The organism is Actinoallomurus acanthiterrae (genome assembly GCF_054775715.1).
Genome location: NZ_BAAHCO010000001.1, coordinates 8712307 through 8732114, shown reverse-complemented (window position 1 = coordinate 8732114; position 19808 = coordinate 8712307). Strand labels below are relative to the sequence as shown.

The following is a 19808-nucleotide window of genomic DNA, read 5'->3' as shown; positions in this document are numbered from 1 at the left end:
GAGACCGACGGCGGGCTCGCGGCACCGGCCGCCGCGGGCCCGCCGTCTCAAAGGAGGTAGAGGAAGATGACCGTCGACACGAAGGTCCGAGTGGGTCTGGTCGCGGGCGGGCTCGGCGCGTACTGGCCGCAGTTCCCCGACCTGCTGCCGCAGCTCAAGCGGTCCGCCGAACGCGTGTCCGAGCGGATGCGCGAGCTCGGGGCGGAGGTCGTGGACGTCGGCTTCATCTCCGACGCCCAGGAGGGCGCCGCCGCCGCGGAGAAGCTGCGAGTCGCGGGCTGCGACCTCATCGTCGGGTTCCTGACGACGTACATGACCGCGACGATGCTGGTGCCGATCGCCCAGCGCAGCGGCGCCCCCGTGCTGCTGATCAACCTGCAGCCGACCGAGTCGATGGACCACGCGACCTTCGACACCGGCCAGTGGCTGGCCTACTGCGGCGCCTGCCCGCTGCCGGAGATGGCCAACGCGTTCCAGCGCTGCGGCGTCCCGTTCCGCTCGGTGTCGGGGTACGTCGAGGACGAGCGGGCCTGGGCGAAGATCGGCCGCTGGGTGCGGGCCGCGGGCGTACGGGCGGCTCTGCGCCGGGGGAGGCACGGCCTCATGGGCCACCTGTACCCGGGCATGCTCGACGTCTCCACCGACCTGACCCTGGTGCCGGCGAACTTCGGCGGCCACATGGAGGTGCTGGAGTTCGACGACCTGCGGGTCCGCGTGGAGAAGGTCACCGACGCCGAGGCCGAGGCCAAGAAGAAGGAGGCCGCGGAGATCTTCGAGCTGGCCGACTCGGTCAACGACGAGGACTTCTCCTGGGCCGCGCGCGTCGCGGTCGGCCTCGACCGGCTCGTCGAGGACTTCGAGCTGGACAGCCTCGCCTACTACCACCGGGGCCTGGACGGCGAGATCCACGAACGCCTCGGCGCGGGCATGATCCTCGGAGCGTCCCTGCTGACCGCGCGCGGCGTTCCGGCCGCGGGCGAGTACGAGCTGCGGACCTCCCTCGCCATGCTGATCATGGACCGGCTCGGCGCGGGCGGCTCCTTCACCGAGCTGCAGGCGCTGGACTTCCAGCGGGGCCACGTCGAGATGGGCCACGACGGCCCGGCGCACCTGGCCATCAGCGATTCCAAGCCGCTGCTGCGCGGCCTGGGCGTCTACCACGGCAAGCGCGGCTGGGGCGTGTCGGTGGAGTTCGACGTCAAGCACGGGCCGGTGACGGCGTTCGGCATCCGCCAGGGACGGGACGGCCGGTTCGCGTTCGTCGCCTCCGAGGGCGAGGTCGTCGACGGGCCGCTGCTGCAGATCGGCAACACCACCTCGCGCGTCGACTTCGGCTGCGACCCGGGGGACTGGACCGACGCCTGGAGCGCCACGGGAATCTCCCACCACTGGGCCCTCGGCACGGGCCGCCGGATCGCCGACCTGCGCGCCCTCGCGGACCTCCTGGAGGTGGAACTGATCGACGTACGCGCCTAGCAGTTCTTTTCCGGGTCGGGGGACTCACGCATAGGAGATGGTGTGGCGAGTTTCTTCGGCATGCGCGGAATCCGCCTCATGCTGGCACTGACCATGGCGCTGGGCGGGCTGCTGGTCGTCACGGCGCCCGCCCGGGCCGCGGTCGACACGGATCTGACCAGTTTCGACGCGGCCGGCAACCAGGTGGTGCGGTTCGACACCGACGGCAACGCGGTCGACGCGCACGACGGGGCGATCGCGCGGTTCGGCGGGACGTATTACCTGTACGGCACGAGCTACGACTGCGGCTACCAGTGGCAGAACAACGACACGTTCTGCGGTTTCAAGGTCTACTCGTCGCCCGACCTGGCGCACTGGACCGACCGCGGGCTCGTCGCGGCGCCGCGCTCGTGCCGGTACTGCTTCCGCCCGCACGTGGTCTACAACCAGGCGACCCGCAGGTACGTCATGTGGGTCAACGACCAGGACGCCGCAGACAAGTTCCGGGTCTACACGAGCCGCACGCCGACCGGGCCCTTCACCGAGCAGCCCGTCCCCGACCTCCCGGACCAGACGCACTGCACCGCCGACCTGGCCGTGTTCGTCGACGACGACGGGACGGGCTACCTCACCTGCAGCAACGCGGGCTGGCACATCGCGGTCATCCAGCTCACCGCCGACTACCTGCGCGCCGCCGGGCCGTACGACATCACCGGCGTCACCCGCGTGGAGGCACCGTCGATCTTCAAGCGAAACGGCACGTACTACCTGACGATGTCGGACCCGAACTGCGGGTACTGCACCGGCACCGGCACCGCCTACCTGACCGCGAAGAGCCCGCTCGGCCCGTGGCGTGGACGCGACGCGTGGACGGCCGAGGACGGCGCGCTGACCGCGCGCGGCGGGCTGTACGGGCTGTCCCAGCAGGGCGAGGACTGGAGCGACTACACGTTCTCCTTCGACGTCGCGCCGCTGGCCACCTCCTCGGGGACGTCGGCGCAGGCCGGGTTCTCGGTGCGGATGAACCGCGACGACTACGGCTACCTGTTCCTGCTGACCGGCTCCGGTACGGCGAACGGGAAGCTGAGCGTGCTGCAGCGGGCCGGGGCCACCAAGGCGAGCCACGTCGTGACGCTGAACAAGCCCATCGTCGCGGGGGAGTGGCACCACGTCGCCGTCACGGCGACGGGCGCGACGCTGACCACGTCCATCGACGGCGTCCAGGTGGACAGCTACACCGACACCACGTACGCCACCGGCAAGGTCGGCTTCCGCGAGTGGAACGGCGCCAACCTGGAGTCCGCCCGCTTCGACAACGTCAAGGTCACCTCGGCCGACGGCCGGACGCTGCTGTCGGACGACTTCTCCGGGGACTTCTCCCGGTGGGTGGTCCCGACCAGCGGCATCAAGATCAGCGATGACTCCTGCGGCGGGCAGCCGGCGCAGGTCGCGACGCTGCCCTCCCGGCTCGGCGCGCCGACGTACCTGTACTTCAGCGACCTGTGGGACTTCCACACCAACGAGGCGCTGGCCAACTACTACTGGCAGCCGCTCTCGTTCGGCTCCGACGGCGCGATCCAGCCACTGACCTGCGCGAACTCGCGGGTCCACCTCGACCCGGGCCACTCCGGCCACCAGCGCCCCATCCGGGCCCTCGACCAGACCAGCGGCGTGACCGGATTCCGCACCACCTGCGACATCGCCGGGACGACCCGACGCGAGCAGGGCTTCACGGCCGGGCGTACGGGTCGGCTCACCTCGCTCGCCGTGACCGTCTTCAAGGACGGCACCGAGACCGGCCGGGTGCTCCGGACGCCGCCGTCCGATCCCCTCGACGTCGAGCTCGTCGACCGGACCACCGGCACGACCGTGTGGTCGGCGTCCGTGCCCGCGAGCACGATCGGCTGGTCCGCCCGGAACCTGACCGTGCGACCCGGCGTCCGGGTGCGGCGTGGCGCCCAGTACGCCCTGCGCCTCGGCACGCCGGCCGCCACCGGCTGCTACGGCGTCGCCTTCAACGACCAGAACCCCTACTCCGGCGGTGCCTCCGCCATCAGCACCGGCGGCACGGACTTCACCCCCGAACCCGCCCGGGACCTGAAGTTCCACACCTCCGTCGAGCGCTGACATCACCTGGAGAACGAGGAGCCCCTATGAGGTTCATCCCGGCCTGCGCGACCGCGGTCGCGCTGGCCCTGACGCCGGGCTTGCCCGCCCACGCGGACACCGGGCCGCTCGGCGTCGCCGGGCTGCGCACCGACGCGCTCGACACGGCACTCGGCATCGACGACACGACGCCGACGCTGAGCTGGAAGCCCACGGCGACCGGCCGGAACGAGGCCCAGGCCGCCTACCAGGTGCAGGCCGCCACCGCCCCGGACCGGCTGGACCACCCCGACCTGTGGGACTCCGGCAAGGTCGGCGCCACGGGTGTGAGCGCGGTCTACAAGGGCGCGGCGCTGACGTCCCGGCAGCGGGTGTGGTGGCGCGTGCGCGTCTGGGACGGCGCGGGCCGCGCGTCGTCGTGGAGCCGCACCGCCTGGTGGGAGATGGGCCTGCTCGCCAAGACGGACTGGTCGGCCAAGTGGATCGGCGACGACCGGTGGGTGAACCGGAAACCGGAGCCGGTCACGGTCAAGGTCCCGGCGCAGGACGCCCGTTACGTACGGGTCGACGTCACGAAGCTCGGACTGCCCATCACCGAGGGAAGTTCGCTCGTCTCCCGGCTGCAGCTCGCCGAGATCGTCGTCGCCGACTCCGCGCACCCGGACGAGGACCTGGCCAAGGGCGCCGCCGTCACCGCCTCCGAGATCGGCAACTACCCGGGCAAGTGGCAGCCGGCGTACGTCACCGACGGGTCGCTCACCAGCGAACAGGCGCCGTACGGCTACACCAGCCCCTCGTACAAGTCCCAGGATCCCGGCCACGACATCTGGCTGCAGCTGGACCTCGGGCAGAGCCGGCACTTCGACCAGGTCGTGCTCTACCCGCGCACCGACGTGATGACCGACGACGAGAAGACCCCGAACTTCCCCGTCGACTTCACCGTGCAGACCGGGAACGACGCCGCGAACCTCGCCACCGCCGCGACGGTCACCGGCCAGGAGCCGCCACCGGCGTACCACACGACCTTCCCGCCGCTGCCGCTGCTGGCCCGGCAGTTCGACCTGGACAAGGGCGTCCGGGGCGCCCGCCTCTACGTCACCGCGCTCGGCATCTACGACGCCACCGTCAACGGCCGGCCGGTCAGCGACGCGGTGCTCGAGCCGCCGAACACCGACTACCGCAAGCGCGTCGTCTACTCCACCTACGACGTCACGAAGCTGCTCCGCAAGGGCGGCAACGCCATCGGGGTCCGGCTCGGCAACGGCACCTACAACGTGGCGCCGACCGCCGACCGGTACACCAAGTACGTCGGCGCGCAGGGCCCGCCGCGCCTGCTCGCCCAGCTCGAGGTCACGCTCAAGGACGGCACGACGCGGCGGATCGCCACCGACGGCTCCTGGCGTACCGACCTGGGCCCGACGACGTTCTCGCAGTGGTACGGCGGAGAGGACGAGGACGCGCGCCGCGACCAGCCCGGCTGGGACCGGACCGGCGCGGACCTGAGCGGCTGGAAGGCCGCCGCGGAGACCGCCGACCCGGGCATCGCCGTGGCGGCGCGGATGTCCCCGCCGATCGTCCCGGTCGGCCGGGAGCACACGGTAGGGATCACCCGGCCGAAGTCCGGAACGTACGTCTTCGACCTGGGCAAGAACGTCTCCGGCTGGCCGGTCCTGCACGTCAGCGGCCCGCGCGGCACGACCATCACCGTCACACCGGGGGAACGGCTCGGTGACGACGGCCTCGTCGACCAGGGCACCATGATCGCCGGTGGCAGCCGGCAGCCGCCGGTCGAGGACCACTACACCTTCTCCGGGAACGGCGACGAGACCTGGCGTCCGCGGTTCGTCTACCACGGATTCCGGTACCTCCAGGTGACCGGCCTGCCGTCGGCGCCGGACAAGGACACGGCCGAGGCGGTCGTCCTGCGGGCCGGCAACGCGACCGCGGGCACGTTCGCCAGCTCCGACCTGCTGCTGAACGACATCCACCAGATCACGCAGGCGTCGATCGCCGGCAACATGTTCAGCATCCTCACCGACTGCCCGGACCGGGAGAAGCTCGGCTGGCTGGAGCAGACGCACCTGGTGCAGGGCTCGGTCGCCCGTGACTTCGACGTCGAGGCGTACTACCGCGACTTCCTCCAGAACGTCGCCGAGGCGCAGCTGCCCGACGGGCACGTGCCCGACATCGCGCCCGAATACGTCGTCTTCAGCGGCGCGGCCCGCGACGACCCGAACTGGGGCAGCGCGATCATCCTCTCGGCCTGGCAGCACTACCAGTCGTACGGCGACGCCGGGACGCTGCGCACCTACTTCCCGGCCATGCGGAAGTACTTCGACTACCTGACGTCGAAGGCGAGCGGGAACCTGCTCGACTACGGCTACGGCGACTGGGCCACCACCGACTCCTCCACTCCCGTCGGGCTCGCGGCGAGCTACGGCTACTACCGCGACGCCGTCGCCCTCGCGAAGATCGCCAAGCTGCTCGGCGAGGACGCCTCCGGGTACGAGAGCGCGGCCCAGAAGATCGGCGCGGCGTTCAACGCGAAGTACCTCAAGGACGGCGCGTACGGCTCGGGCAGCCAGGCGAGCGACGCGTTCGCCCTGGACATGGGCGTGGTGCCCGCCGACCAGCGGCAGGCCGTCACCGACCATCTCGTCAAGGGCATCGAGGCGAAGGGGTACCACCTCACCGTCGGGGAGATCGCGCTGCCCTCGGTGTTCCGGGTGCTGTCGGCGGCGGGCCGGGACGACGTGCTGCTCAAGGTCGCGCAGCAGGTCACCGCGCCCAGCTACGGCTACCAGGTCGTGCACGGCGCGACCACGCTGACGGAGTACTGGGACGGCCCGACCGGCTACGGCTCCCAGGACCACTTCATGCTCGGCGCGATCGACGAGTGGTTCAACGCCGGCCTGGCCGGCATCCGGCAGGCCGACGGCGGCGCGGGCTACACGAACCTGGTGATCCGCCCGGCGGTCGTCGGTGACCTCACCCGCGCGAGCGGGACGTACGAGACGCCGCGCGGCGAGGTCGCCAGCTCCTGGCGGCGCGACGGCCGGACGCTCCGGCTCGACGTGACCGTCCCGCCGGGCGCCCCGGCGCGCGTCGAGGTGCCGCTGCTCGGCGGCGACCGGGTGGCCGCGCCCGCCGGTGCCACGTCGATCGGCGCGCAGAACGGCTACGGCGTCTACCAGGTCGGCTCCGGGCACTGGTCGTTCACGGTGACGACCGCGTCCGCGGTCCCCCCGGACCGGACGCAGCTCGCCGTCGAGCCGCCCTTCGGGGTGAACGTCCCGGTCGTGGCCGGCCACCCGGCGTCCGCGCGGTTCCGGGTGACCAACCTGGAGGACGACGCGGTCACCGTACGGCCGCGCGCCACGGCGTCGTCCGGCTTCGCGGCGACGGTGCCCGGCACGCCGGTGCGCGTCCCGGCGCACGGCTCGGCCGAGATCCCGGTCGCGCTGAAACAGGAGGACGCGGGTGCCACGTCGGGGACGGTGACGCTCACGGCCGGCGACGACAGCGCGTCCGCGCCGGTCGCGGTGACCGGGAACCTCGTCCGCCTCGCGACCATGTCGGCCTCGAGCACCCACAGCGGCTCCGACCCGGCCTGGACCAACGATGGCGGCACGGACTCGGAGGTCTGGCTGAACGGCGTCGGCGGCTGGAACGACGACACCGCCGCCGAGTGGCCCGACACGCTCACCGCGACCTGGGACGCCCCGGTCACGCTCGGCCGGGTCCGCGTCTTCACACTGAACAGCGCGAAGTCCTCGGCCGCCAAGTCCGGGATCCGGGACTTCGACCTCGAGGCGCGGGTCGGTGATACGTGGCAGACGCTCGCGACCGTGCGCGGGAACACCGCCGGCGTCGTCGAGCGGACGGTCGATCCGGTCCAGGCGTCGGCGTTGCGGGTCGTCGTCCGCGATTCCAACGATCACAAGTACAGCCGGGTGATCGAGGTGGAGGGCTACTCCTCCTGAGGTCTCCCGTAAGAACCACGGCCGGCGCCCGCCGGTCGCCGGTGGGGAGGGCGGAGTCCGCCCCCCACCGGGTCCCCTGAATGCGAGGAACGATGTCAGTCAGCGATGTGGGCGGAGCGGGCTTCACGCGCCGTGGCTTCCTGTTGACGGCCGGGACGGCCGCGGCGGGAGCGGCGGTCGTCTCGGCCACGCCCTTCGGGGCCGTCGCCCGCGCCGGGACGGCCGGCCGGTTCGCCCGGCCCGACGTGTCCGTGGCGCCGAAGTTCCGCTGGTGGTGGCCGGACGGCAACGTCGACCCCGCCGAGATCCGGCGCGAGGTCGACCAGATCGCCGACGCCGGCTTCGGCGGCGCGGAGATCGCCGCCGTCCACCACAGCATCGCCGACAAGTCGGTGCTGGATCCCGCCGGCCACGGCTGGGGGAGCCCCGCGTGGGTCGACGCCGTCGAGGCCGCGCTCGACCAGGCCCGCCGGCGCGGCGTCACGATCGACCTCACGATCGGCCCGGCCTGGCCCGCCGCCGTCCCGACCATCACGCCGGACGGCCCGGCGGCGGTCAAGGAACTGGCGTACGGCTCGGCGAGCGTCGCCGCCGGCGCGACGTACGACGGGCCGGTGCCCGCGCCGGCGATCGCGCCCGCCGCGACGGTGACCGCCCAGAAGCTCCTGCTCGTGCAGGCCGCACGCGTCGACACCGCCAACTCGACGCGCAAGGAGACCGGCCTGGACCTCGCGTCCGTGCAGGACCTGACCGGCAGGGTCGCCGACGGGCGGCTGAGCTGGACGGCACCGTCCGACGGCTCCTGGGTGGTCATCGCCCACTGGGAGCGCGGCTCCGGTCAGACCCCCGAGTCCGGCCCGCACACGAGCCCGGCGGCGTACGTCGTCGACCACTTCAGCGCGGCCGGCACGCGGGCGGTCACCGACTACTGGGAGTCCCACATCCTCACCGGGGACGTGCGGCGCCTGATCCGCCGGGCGGGCGCCACGCTGTTCGAGGACTCCATCGAGATCGAGACCAAGGCGCTGCAGTGGACGCCGGACCTGCCCGCGGAGTTCGCCCGGCGCAAGGGCTACGCGCTGGCGCCGTACCTGCCGGCGATCGTCCAGAAGAGCGGCAACCAGGTCTTCGCCTACGAGGCCGCGCTGACCCGGCACGTCCGCCACGACTTCTGGGACGTCGTGTCCCAGCTGTTCAACGAGCACCACGTCACCGCGCTGAAGAAGTGGGCGCACTCGATCGGCCTGGACCTGCGCGCCCAGCCGTACGGCCTGCAGACCGACGCGATCGCCTCCGCCGCGATCCTCGACGTCCCCGAGGGCGAGTCGATCGGGTTCAAGAACCTCGACGACTGGCGCTGCCTCGCGGGCGGCCGGGACATGGCCGGGACGACCGTGCTGTCCGGGGAGATCGGCGCGTACAACGGGGGCGCCTACAACACGACGTGGAAGCGCTTCCTGCTGACGGTCGGCGGGGCGTACGCCGCCGGGCTGAACCGCGCGGTCATCCACGGCTTCTCCTACGCCACCGCGCCGGGCGTGAAGTGGCCCGGCTTCGCGGCCTTCACGCCGTACAACGGCACCATCGGCTACAGCGAGTCCTGGGGGCCGCGCCAGCCCACCTGGGAGCACGCCGAGGACATCTCCGGCTACCTGAGCCGCGTCCACCAGGTGCTGCAGTCCGGCACGGCCCGCGCCGACGTCGCGATCTTCCGGCAGACCGGGTACACGGCGACCGGCATCGGCGCGTCCTGGTTCACCGCGAGCGGGGTCCCGCTCGGCTGGACCCACCAGTTCGTCAGCGAGCCGCTGCTGGCGCTGCCGAACGCCACCGTCTCCGGCGGGCGGCTCGCCCCGGACGGGCCGCGCTACAAGGCGATCTTCGTCGAGGGCGACTTCTTCGCGGGCTCGGAGTGCACGCTGACGGTGTACGCCGCCGAGCGGCTGCTGCGGTACGCGAGGGCGGGGCTGCCGATCGTGCTGCTCGGCGACTGGTCCGCGCCGACCGTGCCGGGCCTCGGTTCGGACACCGAGAATGGCCGCCTGCGCGCGGTCGTCGCCGACCTGGTCAAGGAGCCGAAGGTCCGGGTCGTCGCCGACAAGGCGAACGTCCCGGCCGCGCTCGCCGACCTCGGCGTCGCGCCGGACGTGACGTACGCGCAGAGCTCCACGCTGCTGAACGCCCACCGCCACGACGACGGCGTCGACTACTACTACCTGTGCAACGGGCGGCACGCCGAGACGGTGAAGCCGCCGGTGGCCGCGATCGACCACGCCGTGTCGTTCACGCGCACGGTCAAGGACGCGGTTCCGTACGCCCTCGACCCGTGGACCGGTTCGGCCGAGCGGATCGCGACCTACACCGAGGACGGCGACCGGGTCACCGTCCGCGTGGCCCTCCAGCCGGGTCAGGCGACCGTCGTCGCGCTGGCCCGGCCGGGCCGGTTCGGCGCCGGCGGCGGCCGGACGCACGTGACGAGCACCGAGGCCGCCGAGGCCCGCTTCGCCGACGGCGACCTGGTGATCCGCGCGACGGCCGCCGGCACCTACGCCACGACGCTGTCCACCGGCCGGATCGTACGGACGACGGTCGCGGACATCCCCGCGCCGATCACCCCGGGGACCTGGCAACTCGAGGTCGAGAGCCGGGAGCCGGGCGCGTCCGCCACCGAGACCTCCACGGTCGTCCACCGGCTGACGCTCGACGCGCTCAAGGCCTGGCCCGACATCCCGGAGCTCGCTGACGTCTCGGGCATCGGCCGGTACACCACGACAGTCGAGCTGCCCGCCTCCTGGACCCGTGCGCACGGCGCGTACCTGCAGCTGGGCCAGGTGTTCGACACCTGCCGGGTCACGGTCAACGGGCGGCGCCTGCCGGCGGTCGACCAGATCGCCCCGGTCGTCGACGCCGGGCCGTACCTGCGGCGCGGGACCAACACGATCGAGGTCGAGGTCGCGACGACCCTGAACAACCGGCTGCGCGTGTCCGACCCCTCGGTCTACGGCGGCGCGCCCCGCCAGGCGTACGGACTGCTCGGCCCGGTCCGCCTCGTGCCGTACGTGCAGGCGGCGATCGCCGGATGACGCCCCCGACAGAGATGAGGTCCCCCATGAGAACGACACTCCGCGCGGTCGCCGTCGCCGCGCTCGCCGTCGCGGCCGGGGTACCCGGGACCGCCGCCGACGCGGTACAGACGTCCGGGGCCGTCGCCGGTGCGGCAGGGGCGCCCTGGGTCCCCGGTGGCGCGGCTCCGCGCGCCGGGTGGGTGGGCAGTTGGGCGGCGAGTCCGATGCCGTCCTCCGGTGACGCGCTCTCGACCAAGGGCTTCGACGGCCAGACGGTCCGCGAGGTCGTGCACACCAGCGTCGGCGGCGGGCTGCTGCGGCTCCGGCTGACCAACACCTTCGGCCGGACGCCCCTCACGGTCGGGCGGGTCACCGTGGCGCTCCCGGCCGGGCCCGGGGCGATCGACGCGCGGACGAGCCGGACGGTGACGTTCGGTGGCGGGGGGTCGGTGACGGTCCCCGCCCGGGCCCGGCGCGTGAGCGACCCCGTCGCGCTGCCGGTCGCCGCCGACGCGGACGTCACGGTCAGCCTCTACCTGCCCGGCGCGACCGGGCCGGTGACGTGGCACCGGCAGAGCATGGAGACGACGTACATCTCCGGCGCGGGTGACCACACCGGCGATCCGACGGCGGCGGCGTTCCCGACCAAGGCCGGGTCGTTCTTCTTCCTCGACGGGCTCGACGTCGCCCCGGCCCGGGCCGTCCGCGGGGCCGTCGTGACGCTCGGCGACTCGATCACCGACGGCGACGGCTCCACCGCCGACGCGAACAACCGCTACCCGAACGCCCTCGCCCGGCGCGAACTCGCGCTCCCGCCCGGCCGCCGCCAGGCCGTGCTGAACGCCGGCATCGGCGCCAACCGTGTGCTGAACGACTCCCTGCTCGGCGGGCCGAAGGCCCTGGACCGCTTCGACCGCGACGTCCTCGGCCAGACCGGGGTCCGCGACGTGATCCTCCTGGAGGGCATCAACGACATCAACTTCCCGTGGTTCGGCTCGCGGCCGGACGCCCAGCCGACGACACCGGTGACGGCCGAGCAGATCACCGGCGGCTACCGGCGGCTCGTCGACCGGGCGCACCGCCGCGGCCTGCGCGTCCTCATCGCCACGATGCTTCCGGTGCGCGGCTCCTTCTACTACACCGCCGAGGGCGACGTCGAACGCCAGGCCGTCAACCGCTGGATCCGCCACCAGCGGCTCGCCGACGGCGTCGTCGACCTCGACCGGGTCATGCGCGACCCCGCGGACCCGCTGCGCCTGCTGCCCGCCTACGACAGCGGCGACCACCTCCACCCCGGTGACGCCGGTTACCGCGCCATGGCCGCCGCCGTCCGCCTCGACTGCCTGAGCGGCGGCGCCCGGCCCGCCGCGCACGGCTCCGACTGCACCTCCACCCCCGCCTCCTGACCGGCCGGGCCGGTCGCGGGGATCCTCCGTCTCCTCGCGCCCGGCCCGGCCCCGACCCCTCGTTTCCGCACGACCCTGAGAGATCGCAATGAGCCCCTGGAAGCGACGCCTGCCCCTGACCGCCGTGGGACTGGCCGCCCTCGTGATGCCCGTCCTGTCCGTCCCGCCCGCCACCGCGGGCCCCGCGCCGTCCCGGTCCGCGGCCCGGCCGTGGGACGCCTACAACCTCTCGCCCTGGACCCGGACCGTACGGCCCGTCGCCGTCTACAACACGAACGGCACCGTGACCGACCCGTCCGCCGTGCTCAAGGGTCGGCGTACCCGCCTGACGGGCACCGGGTCGTACGTCACGCTCGACTTCGGCAAGGACGTCAGCGGCCTCGTCACACTGCACTTCGCCGCCTCGGACGGCGCGCAGCGGGTCGGCCTGGCGTTCAACGAGTCCCCGGACTACGTCGGGACCAACTCGGACACCTCGACCGGCGGTCCGCGCAGCCGCGACGGCGTTCTGTACGCCGGCGTGAACGGCGCGACCACCTACACGATGCCCGCCCAGTACCTGCGCGGTGGCTTCCGCTACCTGACCGTCTTCCTGGACTCCGCCGGCAGCGTCGACCTCGACAGCGCGTCCCTGCACTTCACGGCCGCGCCGACCATGAAGCACCCGGCCGACTACGCGAACCACTTCTACTCCAGCGACCCGCTGCTCAACCGCATCTGGTACGCGGGCGCGTACACGATGCAGCTCAACACGATCGACCCCAAGACCGGCAGGGTCTGGGAGCCGCCCGCGGCGCTGTGGGACAACACCGGCGACGTCGGCGTGGGCGACACGATCCTCGTGGACGGCGCCAAGCGCGACCGCACCGTGTGGCCCGGCGACCTCGGCATCGAGATCCCCGCCGCGTACGCCGCCTTCGGTGACACGGTGTCGGCGCGCAACGCGCTCACGACGGTGTACCAGCACCAGAAGGACACCGGCGAGCTGCCGTACTCCGGGCCGATGATGAACAAGTACGGCTCCGACACCTACCACCTGTGGACCCTGTCGGCGAGCTACGACTACTACCGCTACACCGGCGACACGGCGTGGCTGGCGAGCGTGTGGGACGCCTACAAGCACGGCGTCGACTACAGCACCGCGAAGGTCGACGCGAACGGGTTGCTCTCCATCACCGGCACCGGCGACTCGGTGCGCATCCTCGCCAAGGGCGAGAACCTCATCGCCAACGTCCTGCTGTGGCGGGTGCTCAGCACCGGCTCGGAGCTGGCCACCGTGCGCGGGGACACGGCCCTCGCCGCGTCGTACGCGAGCCGGGCGGCGGCGCTGCGCACCGCCATCGACGCGAACTTCTGGGACGACGCCGCCGGGGCGTACAAGTTCTACCCGACCTCGACCATCCATCCGCAGGACGGCAACGCGCTCGCGGTCTGGTACGGCCTGGCGGACCAGGACAAGGCCCGGCGCATCAGCACGAATCTCAAGGGCAACTGGAACGACGTCGGCTCGACCGCGCCGGAGAACAAGGGCAACCCCGGCGTCTTCTCCGGGTCCATGGAGGTCAACGCGCACTTCGCGGCGGGCGGCCAATCCGCCGACCAGGCGGGCGTGGACCTGATCCGCCGACAGTGGGGCTACATGCTGACCAGCCCGCACGGCACCCAGAGCACCTTCTGGGAGTCCTACCGGGCGGGGGAGTCGTGCGTGTTCTGCAGCACGTACGTCAGCCTCGCGCACGGCTGGGCGACCGGCCCGACGCCCGCGCTGAGCTTCTACGTCCTCGGCGTCGCACCCGACTCGCCGGGCGGGCGCACCTTCCACTTCGTCCCGCACCCGGCGGACCTGACCTTCACCGAGGGCCGGATCACCACCGAGTACGGGCCCGTCGACGCCTCTTGGCGCGTCGACCACGGAGCGTTCCGGGCGCGGCTGACCGCACCGCGCGGCACGACCGGCCGGGCGGGCGTGCCGACGTTCGGCGGCAAGGTCCGGGTCTTCGTCAACGGGCGGCTCGCCTGGACCGGCACACGGGCCACGGCGTACGGCGCGCACGCCGACGGCGACTACGTCTACCTCGAGGGCCTGCGCGCGGGCCACTACACGATCACGAGCGAGCGAGTGGGGGAGCGATGACTACACCGTTCAGCCGGCGCGGGTTCCTCGGCGTCGCGGGTGGCGCGGTGGCCGCCGCCGGCCTGCTGGATCTGCCGGGGCGGGCGGCCGTCGCGGCGACCGGCGGAGGCCCGGCCGTCGCGCCGTTCCCGCTGCGCGGCGTCACGCTGTTGGAGAGCAGGTTCCGCGACAACATGGCACGGACCTGCTCCTACCTGACGTTCGTCGACCCGGACCGGCTGCTGCACACCTTCCGGCTCACCGTCGGCCTGCCGTCGGCGGCGCAGCCCTGCGGCGGCTGGGAGGCCCCGAACGTCCAGTTGCGCGGCCACTCCACCGGGCACCTGCTGTCCGCCCTCGCCCAGGCGCACGCGAACACCGGCGACGACGCCTACGCCGCCAAGGCCCGGTACATCGTCGGCGAGCTCGCCAAGTGCCAGGCCGCGGGGCCGGGAGCGGGCTACACGAGCGGATATCTGTCGGCCTTCGAGGAAAAGGTTTTCGACCAGCTCGAGGCGGGCGGCCACCCGTGGGCGCCCTACTACACGCTCCACAAGATCATGGCCGGGCTGCTCGACCAGTACCAGCTCAGCGGGAACCGCCAGGCCCTCGACGTGCTGCTCGGCATGGCCGCCTGGGCCGAGGCACGCACCTCGAAGCTGACGAGCGAGCAGATGCAGTCGCTCCTCAACGTGGAGTTCGGCGGCATGAACGACGTGCTCGCCGCCCTCTACCTGCAGACCCGCGACCCCGCGCACCTGCGCACCGCCCGCCGCTTCGACCACGACGCCGTCTACGGCCCGCTCGCCGACCGGCAGGACCAGCTCGCCGGCCTGCACGCCAACACCCAGATCCCCAAGATCGTTGGTGCGGTGCGGGAGTACGAGGCCACCGGGGACCCGCGCTACCTCGACATCGCGGCGTTCTTCTGGGAGACGGTCGTCCGCCACCACACCTACGTCATCGGCGGCAACAGCAACGCGGAGATGTTCTGCCCGCCGGACCAGATCATCTCCCAGCTCGGCGAGAACACCTGCGAGAACTGCAACAGCTACAACATGCTCAAGCTGTCCCGGCTGCTGTTCTTCCACCGCCCGAGCCCGGCGTACATGGACTACTACGAGTGGACCCTGTACAACCAGCTGCTCGGCGAGCAGGACGCCGACTCCGCGCACGGCTTCTGCACGTACTACACCGGCCTGTGGCCGGGCACGCAACGGCAGGTCAAGGGCGGTCTCGGCGCCGACCCGGGCAGCTACAGCAGCGACTACACCAACTTCTCGTGCGACCACGGGACGGGCATGGAGACGCACACGAAGTTCGCCGACTCCATCTACTTCCACACCGGCGGCACGCTGTACGTCAACCTGTTCATCCCGTCGGAGGTGGCCTGGTCCGAGCGCGGGATCCACGTCCGCCAGGAGACCCGCTACCCGCAGGAGGACACGACCCGGCTGACCGTGCGCGGCGACGCGCGGTTCACCATGAAGATCCGTATCCCCGGCTGGACCCGCCACCCCCGGGTCCGGATCAACGGCCACGAGGCGGGCCGGGCCCGGCCCGGCACGTACGTGACGATCGAGCGGCGCTGGCGCGACGGCGACACCGTCGAGGTCACCCTGCCCATGGCGCTGACCTGGCGGAAGGCGCCCGACAACCCGAAGGTCCAGGCGGTCAGCTACGGCCCGGTCGTCCTCGCCGGCGGGTACGGCGACCACCGGTTGACGACGATTCCGGCGATCGAGCCGCGATCCGTGCGCGCCGCCGAGGACTCGCTGCGGTTCACGGCGACGGCGGACGGCACCGACGTCACGCTCATGCCGTTCTCGGAGATCCAGCACCAGCGGTACACGGTGTACTGGGCGACCCCGCCGGACCGGTCCCGGCCGCGCCTCATCGCGCGTTACTCCTTCGGGGAGGGCCGCGGCACGACGACGGCGGACGCGACCAGGACCTGGCCCGCCGCGACGCTCGCCGGCGGCGCGACCTGGACGGGCGACGGCGCGGTCGCGCTCGACGGCAAGGACGGCCACGTCGCCCTGCCGCCCGGCCTGATCAGCGGGCTCGACGCGCTGACCATCGCGGCCTGGGTGCGGCCGGAGGAGCTCGCCAACTCCGCCCGCGTCTTCGACCTGGGCTTCCACAAGATGACCTACCTGTTCCTGGCCGTACGGACCGGCACGGGCAAGGCGCGCTTCGCCATGAAGATCGCCGGAATGGACGGGGAGGACTTCATCGACGCCGCCGGCCCGATCCCGGCGGGCACCTGGAGCCACGTCGCGGTGACCATCGCCGACGGCAAGGGCGTGCTGTACGTCGACGGCGCCGAGTCCGGCCGCAACGACGCGCTCGTGATGAGCCCGCTGCTGCTCGGCGCGACCACGCAGAACTACCTCGGCCGCTCCCAGAACCCCACCCACCCATACCTGCACGGCCAGGTCGACGACTTCCGGATCTACAATCACGCCCTCACCGCCGCCGATGTCGCGGCCCTGCACGCCCAGGGACGGAACTCATGAGACGGGTCACCGCCCTGGCTGTCGCGCTCGCCGTGGTGTTCGGCACGGTCGTGCCCGCGTACGCCGGGGAACGCCCCGGTGTGACCGGTCTGCGCGCCGCCGACCTCACCGAACCGCTCGGCGTCGAGGACACGACCCCGCCGCTGACCTGGCGCCTGACCTCGGCTGCGCAGACGGCGTATCAGATTCAGGCCGCGACGAGCCCGGAAGGGTTCGGCCGGCCGGACCTGTGGGACACCGGCCGGGTCGCCTCCGCCGACCAGCGCGTCGACTACGCGGGGAAGGCGCTCGGCAGCCGTACCCGTGTCTACTGGCGGGTGCGCGTGTGGACCGGCTCCGGCGGCGCGTCGGAGTGGAGCGGACCGGCCTGGTTCGAGACCGGGCTGACGTCGGCGTCCGACTGGTCCGGCCAGTGGATCACCCACCCGGACTGGCGGTTCAAGGAGAAGCAGCCGACCCCGATCGTGGTGAAGCTGCCCGAGACGACGGCCCGGTATGTACGGCTCGACGTGACGAAACTCGGCCTGCCGCTCGTGGAGAACCTCCCGGACAGGACCTGGCGGCTGCAGCTCGCCGAGCTCGAGGTCCGCGACTCCTCCGGGACGAACCTGGCCGCGAACACGACGGTCACGAGCTCCGACACCGGCAACCAGGTCAACCACAAGTGGCTCCCGAGGTACCTGACCGACGGGACCGAGACGACGAACCAGGAGCTCGCCGGCTGGTCCAGCTCCGCGTACCCCTCCGCCGACGTCTCCGCGAAACCGATCACGCTCACCGTCGACCTGAAGTCCGCGAAGACGTTCGACCAGGTGCTGTTGTTCCCGCGCACCGACGTCCCGGCGGCCGGCGACAAGGTCCCGTACGCGCCCGTCGACTACTCCGTCTCGACGGGCGACGCCGCCGCCGGGCCGTACACGGTCCTCAGGACGGTGAACGGCCAGGAGCCCCCGACGTCACCGGTCCCGGAGGCGATGCCGATCTTCGCCAAGGACTTCGCGCTGCCGTCCAGGATCCGCTCGGCCCGCCTGTACGTCAGCGGCGTCGGCGTCTACGAGGCCGGGCTGAACGGCCGCAGGCTCGGGGACGCCGTGCTCGAACCGGGCAACACCGACGTCACCGACCAGGTGCCGTACGCGACGTACGACGTCACGCGGCTGCTGCGGCCCGGGCGGAACTCGATCGGCGTCCGGCTCGGCAACGGCACCGCCAACGTCATCTCCACCGCCGACCGGTACCGCAAGTTCGGCGGCACGCAGAGCGATCCCGAGCTGATCGCTCAGCTCGAGGTCACGCTCGCCGACGGCAGCGTGCGCCGCGTCGTCAGCGGCACCGACTGGCAGACGACGCTCGGCGGCACCACCTTCTCCAACTGGTACGGCGGGGAGGACTTCGACGCCCGCCGTGAGCCGCCCGGCTGGGACCGCCCCGGCGCGAAGCGGCCGGGCTGGCAGCAGCCGATCGCGGTGCCCGGCCCCGGTGGGATACTGACCGGCCGCATCGAGGAGCCGGTCCGTGTCCAGGACACCCTGCAGGGCACGCAGGTCGGCTCCGGCGACGGCTACCAGGTCTTCGACCTCGGCCGGAACATCGCCGGCTGGCCCGAGCTGACCATCACGGCCCCCGCCGGGACGACGGTGCGCATGTACCCGGCCGAGAGCCTGCAGAACGGCCGCGCGTACCAGCTGACCAGCAACGTCGGCGCGCCGATCTGGGACCAGTACACGACGCGCACCGACGGCGCCGAGACCTGGCACCCGCACTTCTCCTACCACGCCCTCCGCTACGTCGAGGTCCGCGGCGTACCCGCCGGCGCGACCGTCTCCGTCCGAGGCCTGGCGCTGCACGCCGACAACCCCTCGGCCGGTTCGTTCTCCTCGTCCAGCGACCTCCTCGACGGGATCCACACGCTGATCCGCCGGGCGATCGAGAACAACATGCAGAGCATCCTCACCGACTGCCCGAGCCGGGAGAAGCTCGGCTGGCTCGAACAGGACCACCTCGTCTTCGGCGGCCTGGCCTTCAACTACGACATGGCGGCCCAGCTCCGCAAGGTCGTCCGGGACATGGCCGAGGCGCAGACCGACACCGGCCTGATCCCATCCACGGTGCCGGACTACACGGCGCTGGCCGGGGCGTACCGCGACGACCCGAACTGGGGCGGCGCGTTCGTCGTCGTGCCGTGGGACCTGTACCTGACCTACGGCGACGCCGACACGATGCGCGCCTACTACCCGGCGATGCAGAAGTACGCCTCTTACCTGGAGGCCCGCGCGGTGAACGGGCTCACCGACTACAGCCTGGGCGACTGGATCACACCGGACCGGACGTTCCCGAAGTTCGTCTCCGGGACGTACGGCTACTGGCGGGTGCTCGACACCATGTCCAAGATCGCCGGTGCCCTCGGGAAGACGGACGAGGCGGCGGCGTACCGGGCCAAGGCGGACGCGAGCGCGACGGCCCTGTCCGACAAGTACTACGACGCCGCGAGCGGCACGTTCGCGGGCGGCGGCCAGGGCGCCGAGGCGCTCGCCCTCGACATGGGCGCCGTCCCGGCCGGCCAGCGGCAGCGGCTGCTCGACCACCTGGTCGGCAGCGTCACGGCGGCCGGGTACCACCTGCAGCTCGGCGAGATCTCGCTGCCCAGCGCGTTCCGCGTGCTGCCAGACGACGTCATCTACAAGATCGCCACGCAGACGGACAGCCCCAGCTACGGCTACCAGGTCGTGCACGGCAACACGACACTCGGCGAGGGCTGGGACGGCGGCAGCGGCCAGTCGCAGGACCACTTCATGCTCGGCTCGATCGACTCGTGGTTCACCGGGCGGCTCGCCGGCATCCAGCAGGCCCCCGGCTCGGTCGGCTACCGCAAGCTCCTCATCGCCCCCGCCGTCGTCGGCGACCTGACCCGGGCTTCGGCCACCTACCGCACCCCGTACGGCGAGGCCCGTACGGCCTGGATGAAGACGGACGACGGCATCCGGCTGAAGGTCACCGTGCCGCCGGGCAGCACCGCCGAGGTGCACGTCCCCGGCTCCGGCGAGGTGCGCCAGGTCGGCTCCGGGACGTGGACGTTCCGATCGAAGTGACCCGCGCGTGCTCCCGCCTCACCCGGGGCGGGAGCACCCGGGGTTCGGCAGAAGAGCACGGCGGCCGACCCG

8 protein-coding genes are annotated in these 19808 nt (G+C 72.3%); all 8 read left to right on the top strand.

Going from position 1 to position 19808, the window contains the following annotated elements; translation table 11 throughout:
• The first annotated feature begins 66 nt into the window (after positions 1–66).
• The 8 genes from ACYVF7_RS41105 to ACYVF7_RS41070 all read left to right on the top strand — a co-directional run bounded on the left by ACYVF7_RS41105 (position 67) and on the right by ACYVF7_RS41070 (position 19736).
• Entirely contained in the window at positions 67–1476 is a 1410-nt protein-coding gene (locus ACYVF7_RS41105; protein WP_460351403.1) for an arabinose isomerase, read from the top strand.
• Positions 1477–1518: 42 nt separating this feature from the next.
• On the top strand, positions 1519–3582 hold the full coding sequence (locus ACYVF7_RS41100; RefSeq protein ID WP_460351402.1) for a family 43 glycosylhydrolase: 2064 nt from the start codon (positions 1519–1521) through the stop codon (positions 3580–3582).
• Positions 3583–3608: 26 nt separating this feature from the next.
• On the top strand, positions 3609–7544 hold the full coding sequence (locus ACYVF7_RS41095; protein WP_460351401.1) for a family 78 glycoside hydrolase catalytic domain: 3936 nt from the start codon (positions 3609–3611) through the stop codon (positions 7542–7544).
• A 92-nt stretch (positions 7545–7636) separates the two neighbouring features.
• Entirely contained in the window at positions 7637–10627 is a 2991-nt protein-coding gene (locus ACYVF7_RS41090) for a glycosyl hydrolase (protein ID WP_460351400.1), read from the top strand.
• A gap of 26 nt (positions 10628–10653) precedes the next feature.
• Complete coding sequence (locus tag ACYVF7_RS41085) at positions 10654–12015, top strand: SGNH/GDSL hydrolase family protein (protein ID WP_460351399.1); 1362 nt, start codon at positions 10654–10656, stop codon at positions 12013–12015.
• An 88-nt stretch (positions 12016–12103) separates the two neighbouring features.
• Positions 12104–14149: an alpha-L-rhamnosidase-related protein gene (locus tag ACYVF7_RS41080; RefSeq protein ID WP_460351398.1), complete on the top strand. Its 2046-nt coding sequence runs from the start codon at positions 12104–12106 to the stop codon at positions 14147–14149.
• A complete protein-coding gene (locus ACYVF7_RS41075; protein ID WP_460351397.1) occupies positions 14146–16647 on the top strand; it encodes a glycoside hydrolase family 127 protein in 2502 nt (833 codons plus the stop codon). Before ACYVF7_RS41080 ends, ACYVF7_RS41075 begins: the two co-directional genes overlap by 4 nt.
• The gene (locus ACYVF7_RS41070) at positions 16644–19736 is read left to right on the top strand and encodes a family 78 glycoside hydrolase catalytic domain (protein WP_460351396.1); all 3093 of its coding nucleotides are present in this window, start codon (positions 16644–16646) and stop codon (positions 19734–19736) included. Before ACYVF7_RS41075 ends, ACYVF7_RS41070 begins: the two co-directional genes overlap by 4 nt.
• Positions 19737–19808 lie beyond the last annotated feature (72 nt).

Coding starts and splice junctions, on each gene's coding strand:
- ACYVF7_RS41105 (WP_460351403.1), top strand. CDS start 67: ATGACCGTCGACACGAAGGTCCGAGTGGGTCTGGTCGCGGGCGGGCTC.
- ACYVF7_RS41095 (WP_460351401.1), top strand. CDS start 3,609: ATGAGGTTCATCCCGGCCTGCGCGACCGCGGTCGCGCTGGCCCTGACG.
- ACYVF7_RS41090 (WP_460351400.1), top strand. CDS start 7,637: ATGTCAGTCAGCGATGTGGGCGGAGCGGGCTTCACGCGCCGTGGCTTC.
- ACYVF7_RS41085 (WP_460351399.1), top strand. CDS start 10,654: ATGAGAACGACACTCCGCGCGGTCGCCGTCGCCGCGCTCGCCGTCGCG.
- ACYVF7_RS41080 (WP_460351398.1), top strand. CDS start 12,104: ATGAGCCCCTGGAAGCGACGCCTGCCCCTGACCGCCGTGGGACTGGCC.
- ACYVF7_RS41075 (WP_460351397.1), top strand. CDS start 14,146: ATGACTACACCGTTCAGCCGGCGCGGGTTCCTCGGCGTCGCGGGTGGC.
- ACYVF7_RS41070 (WP_460351396.1), top strand. CDS start 16,644: ATGAGACGGGTCACCGCCCTGGCTGTCGCGCTCGCCGTGGTGTTCGGC.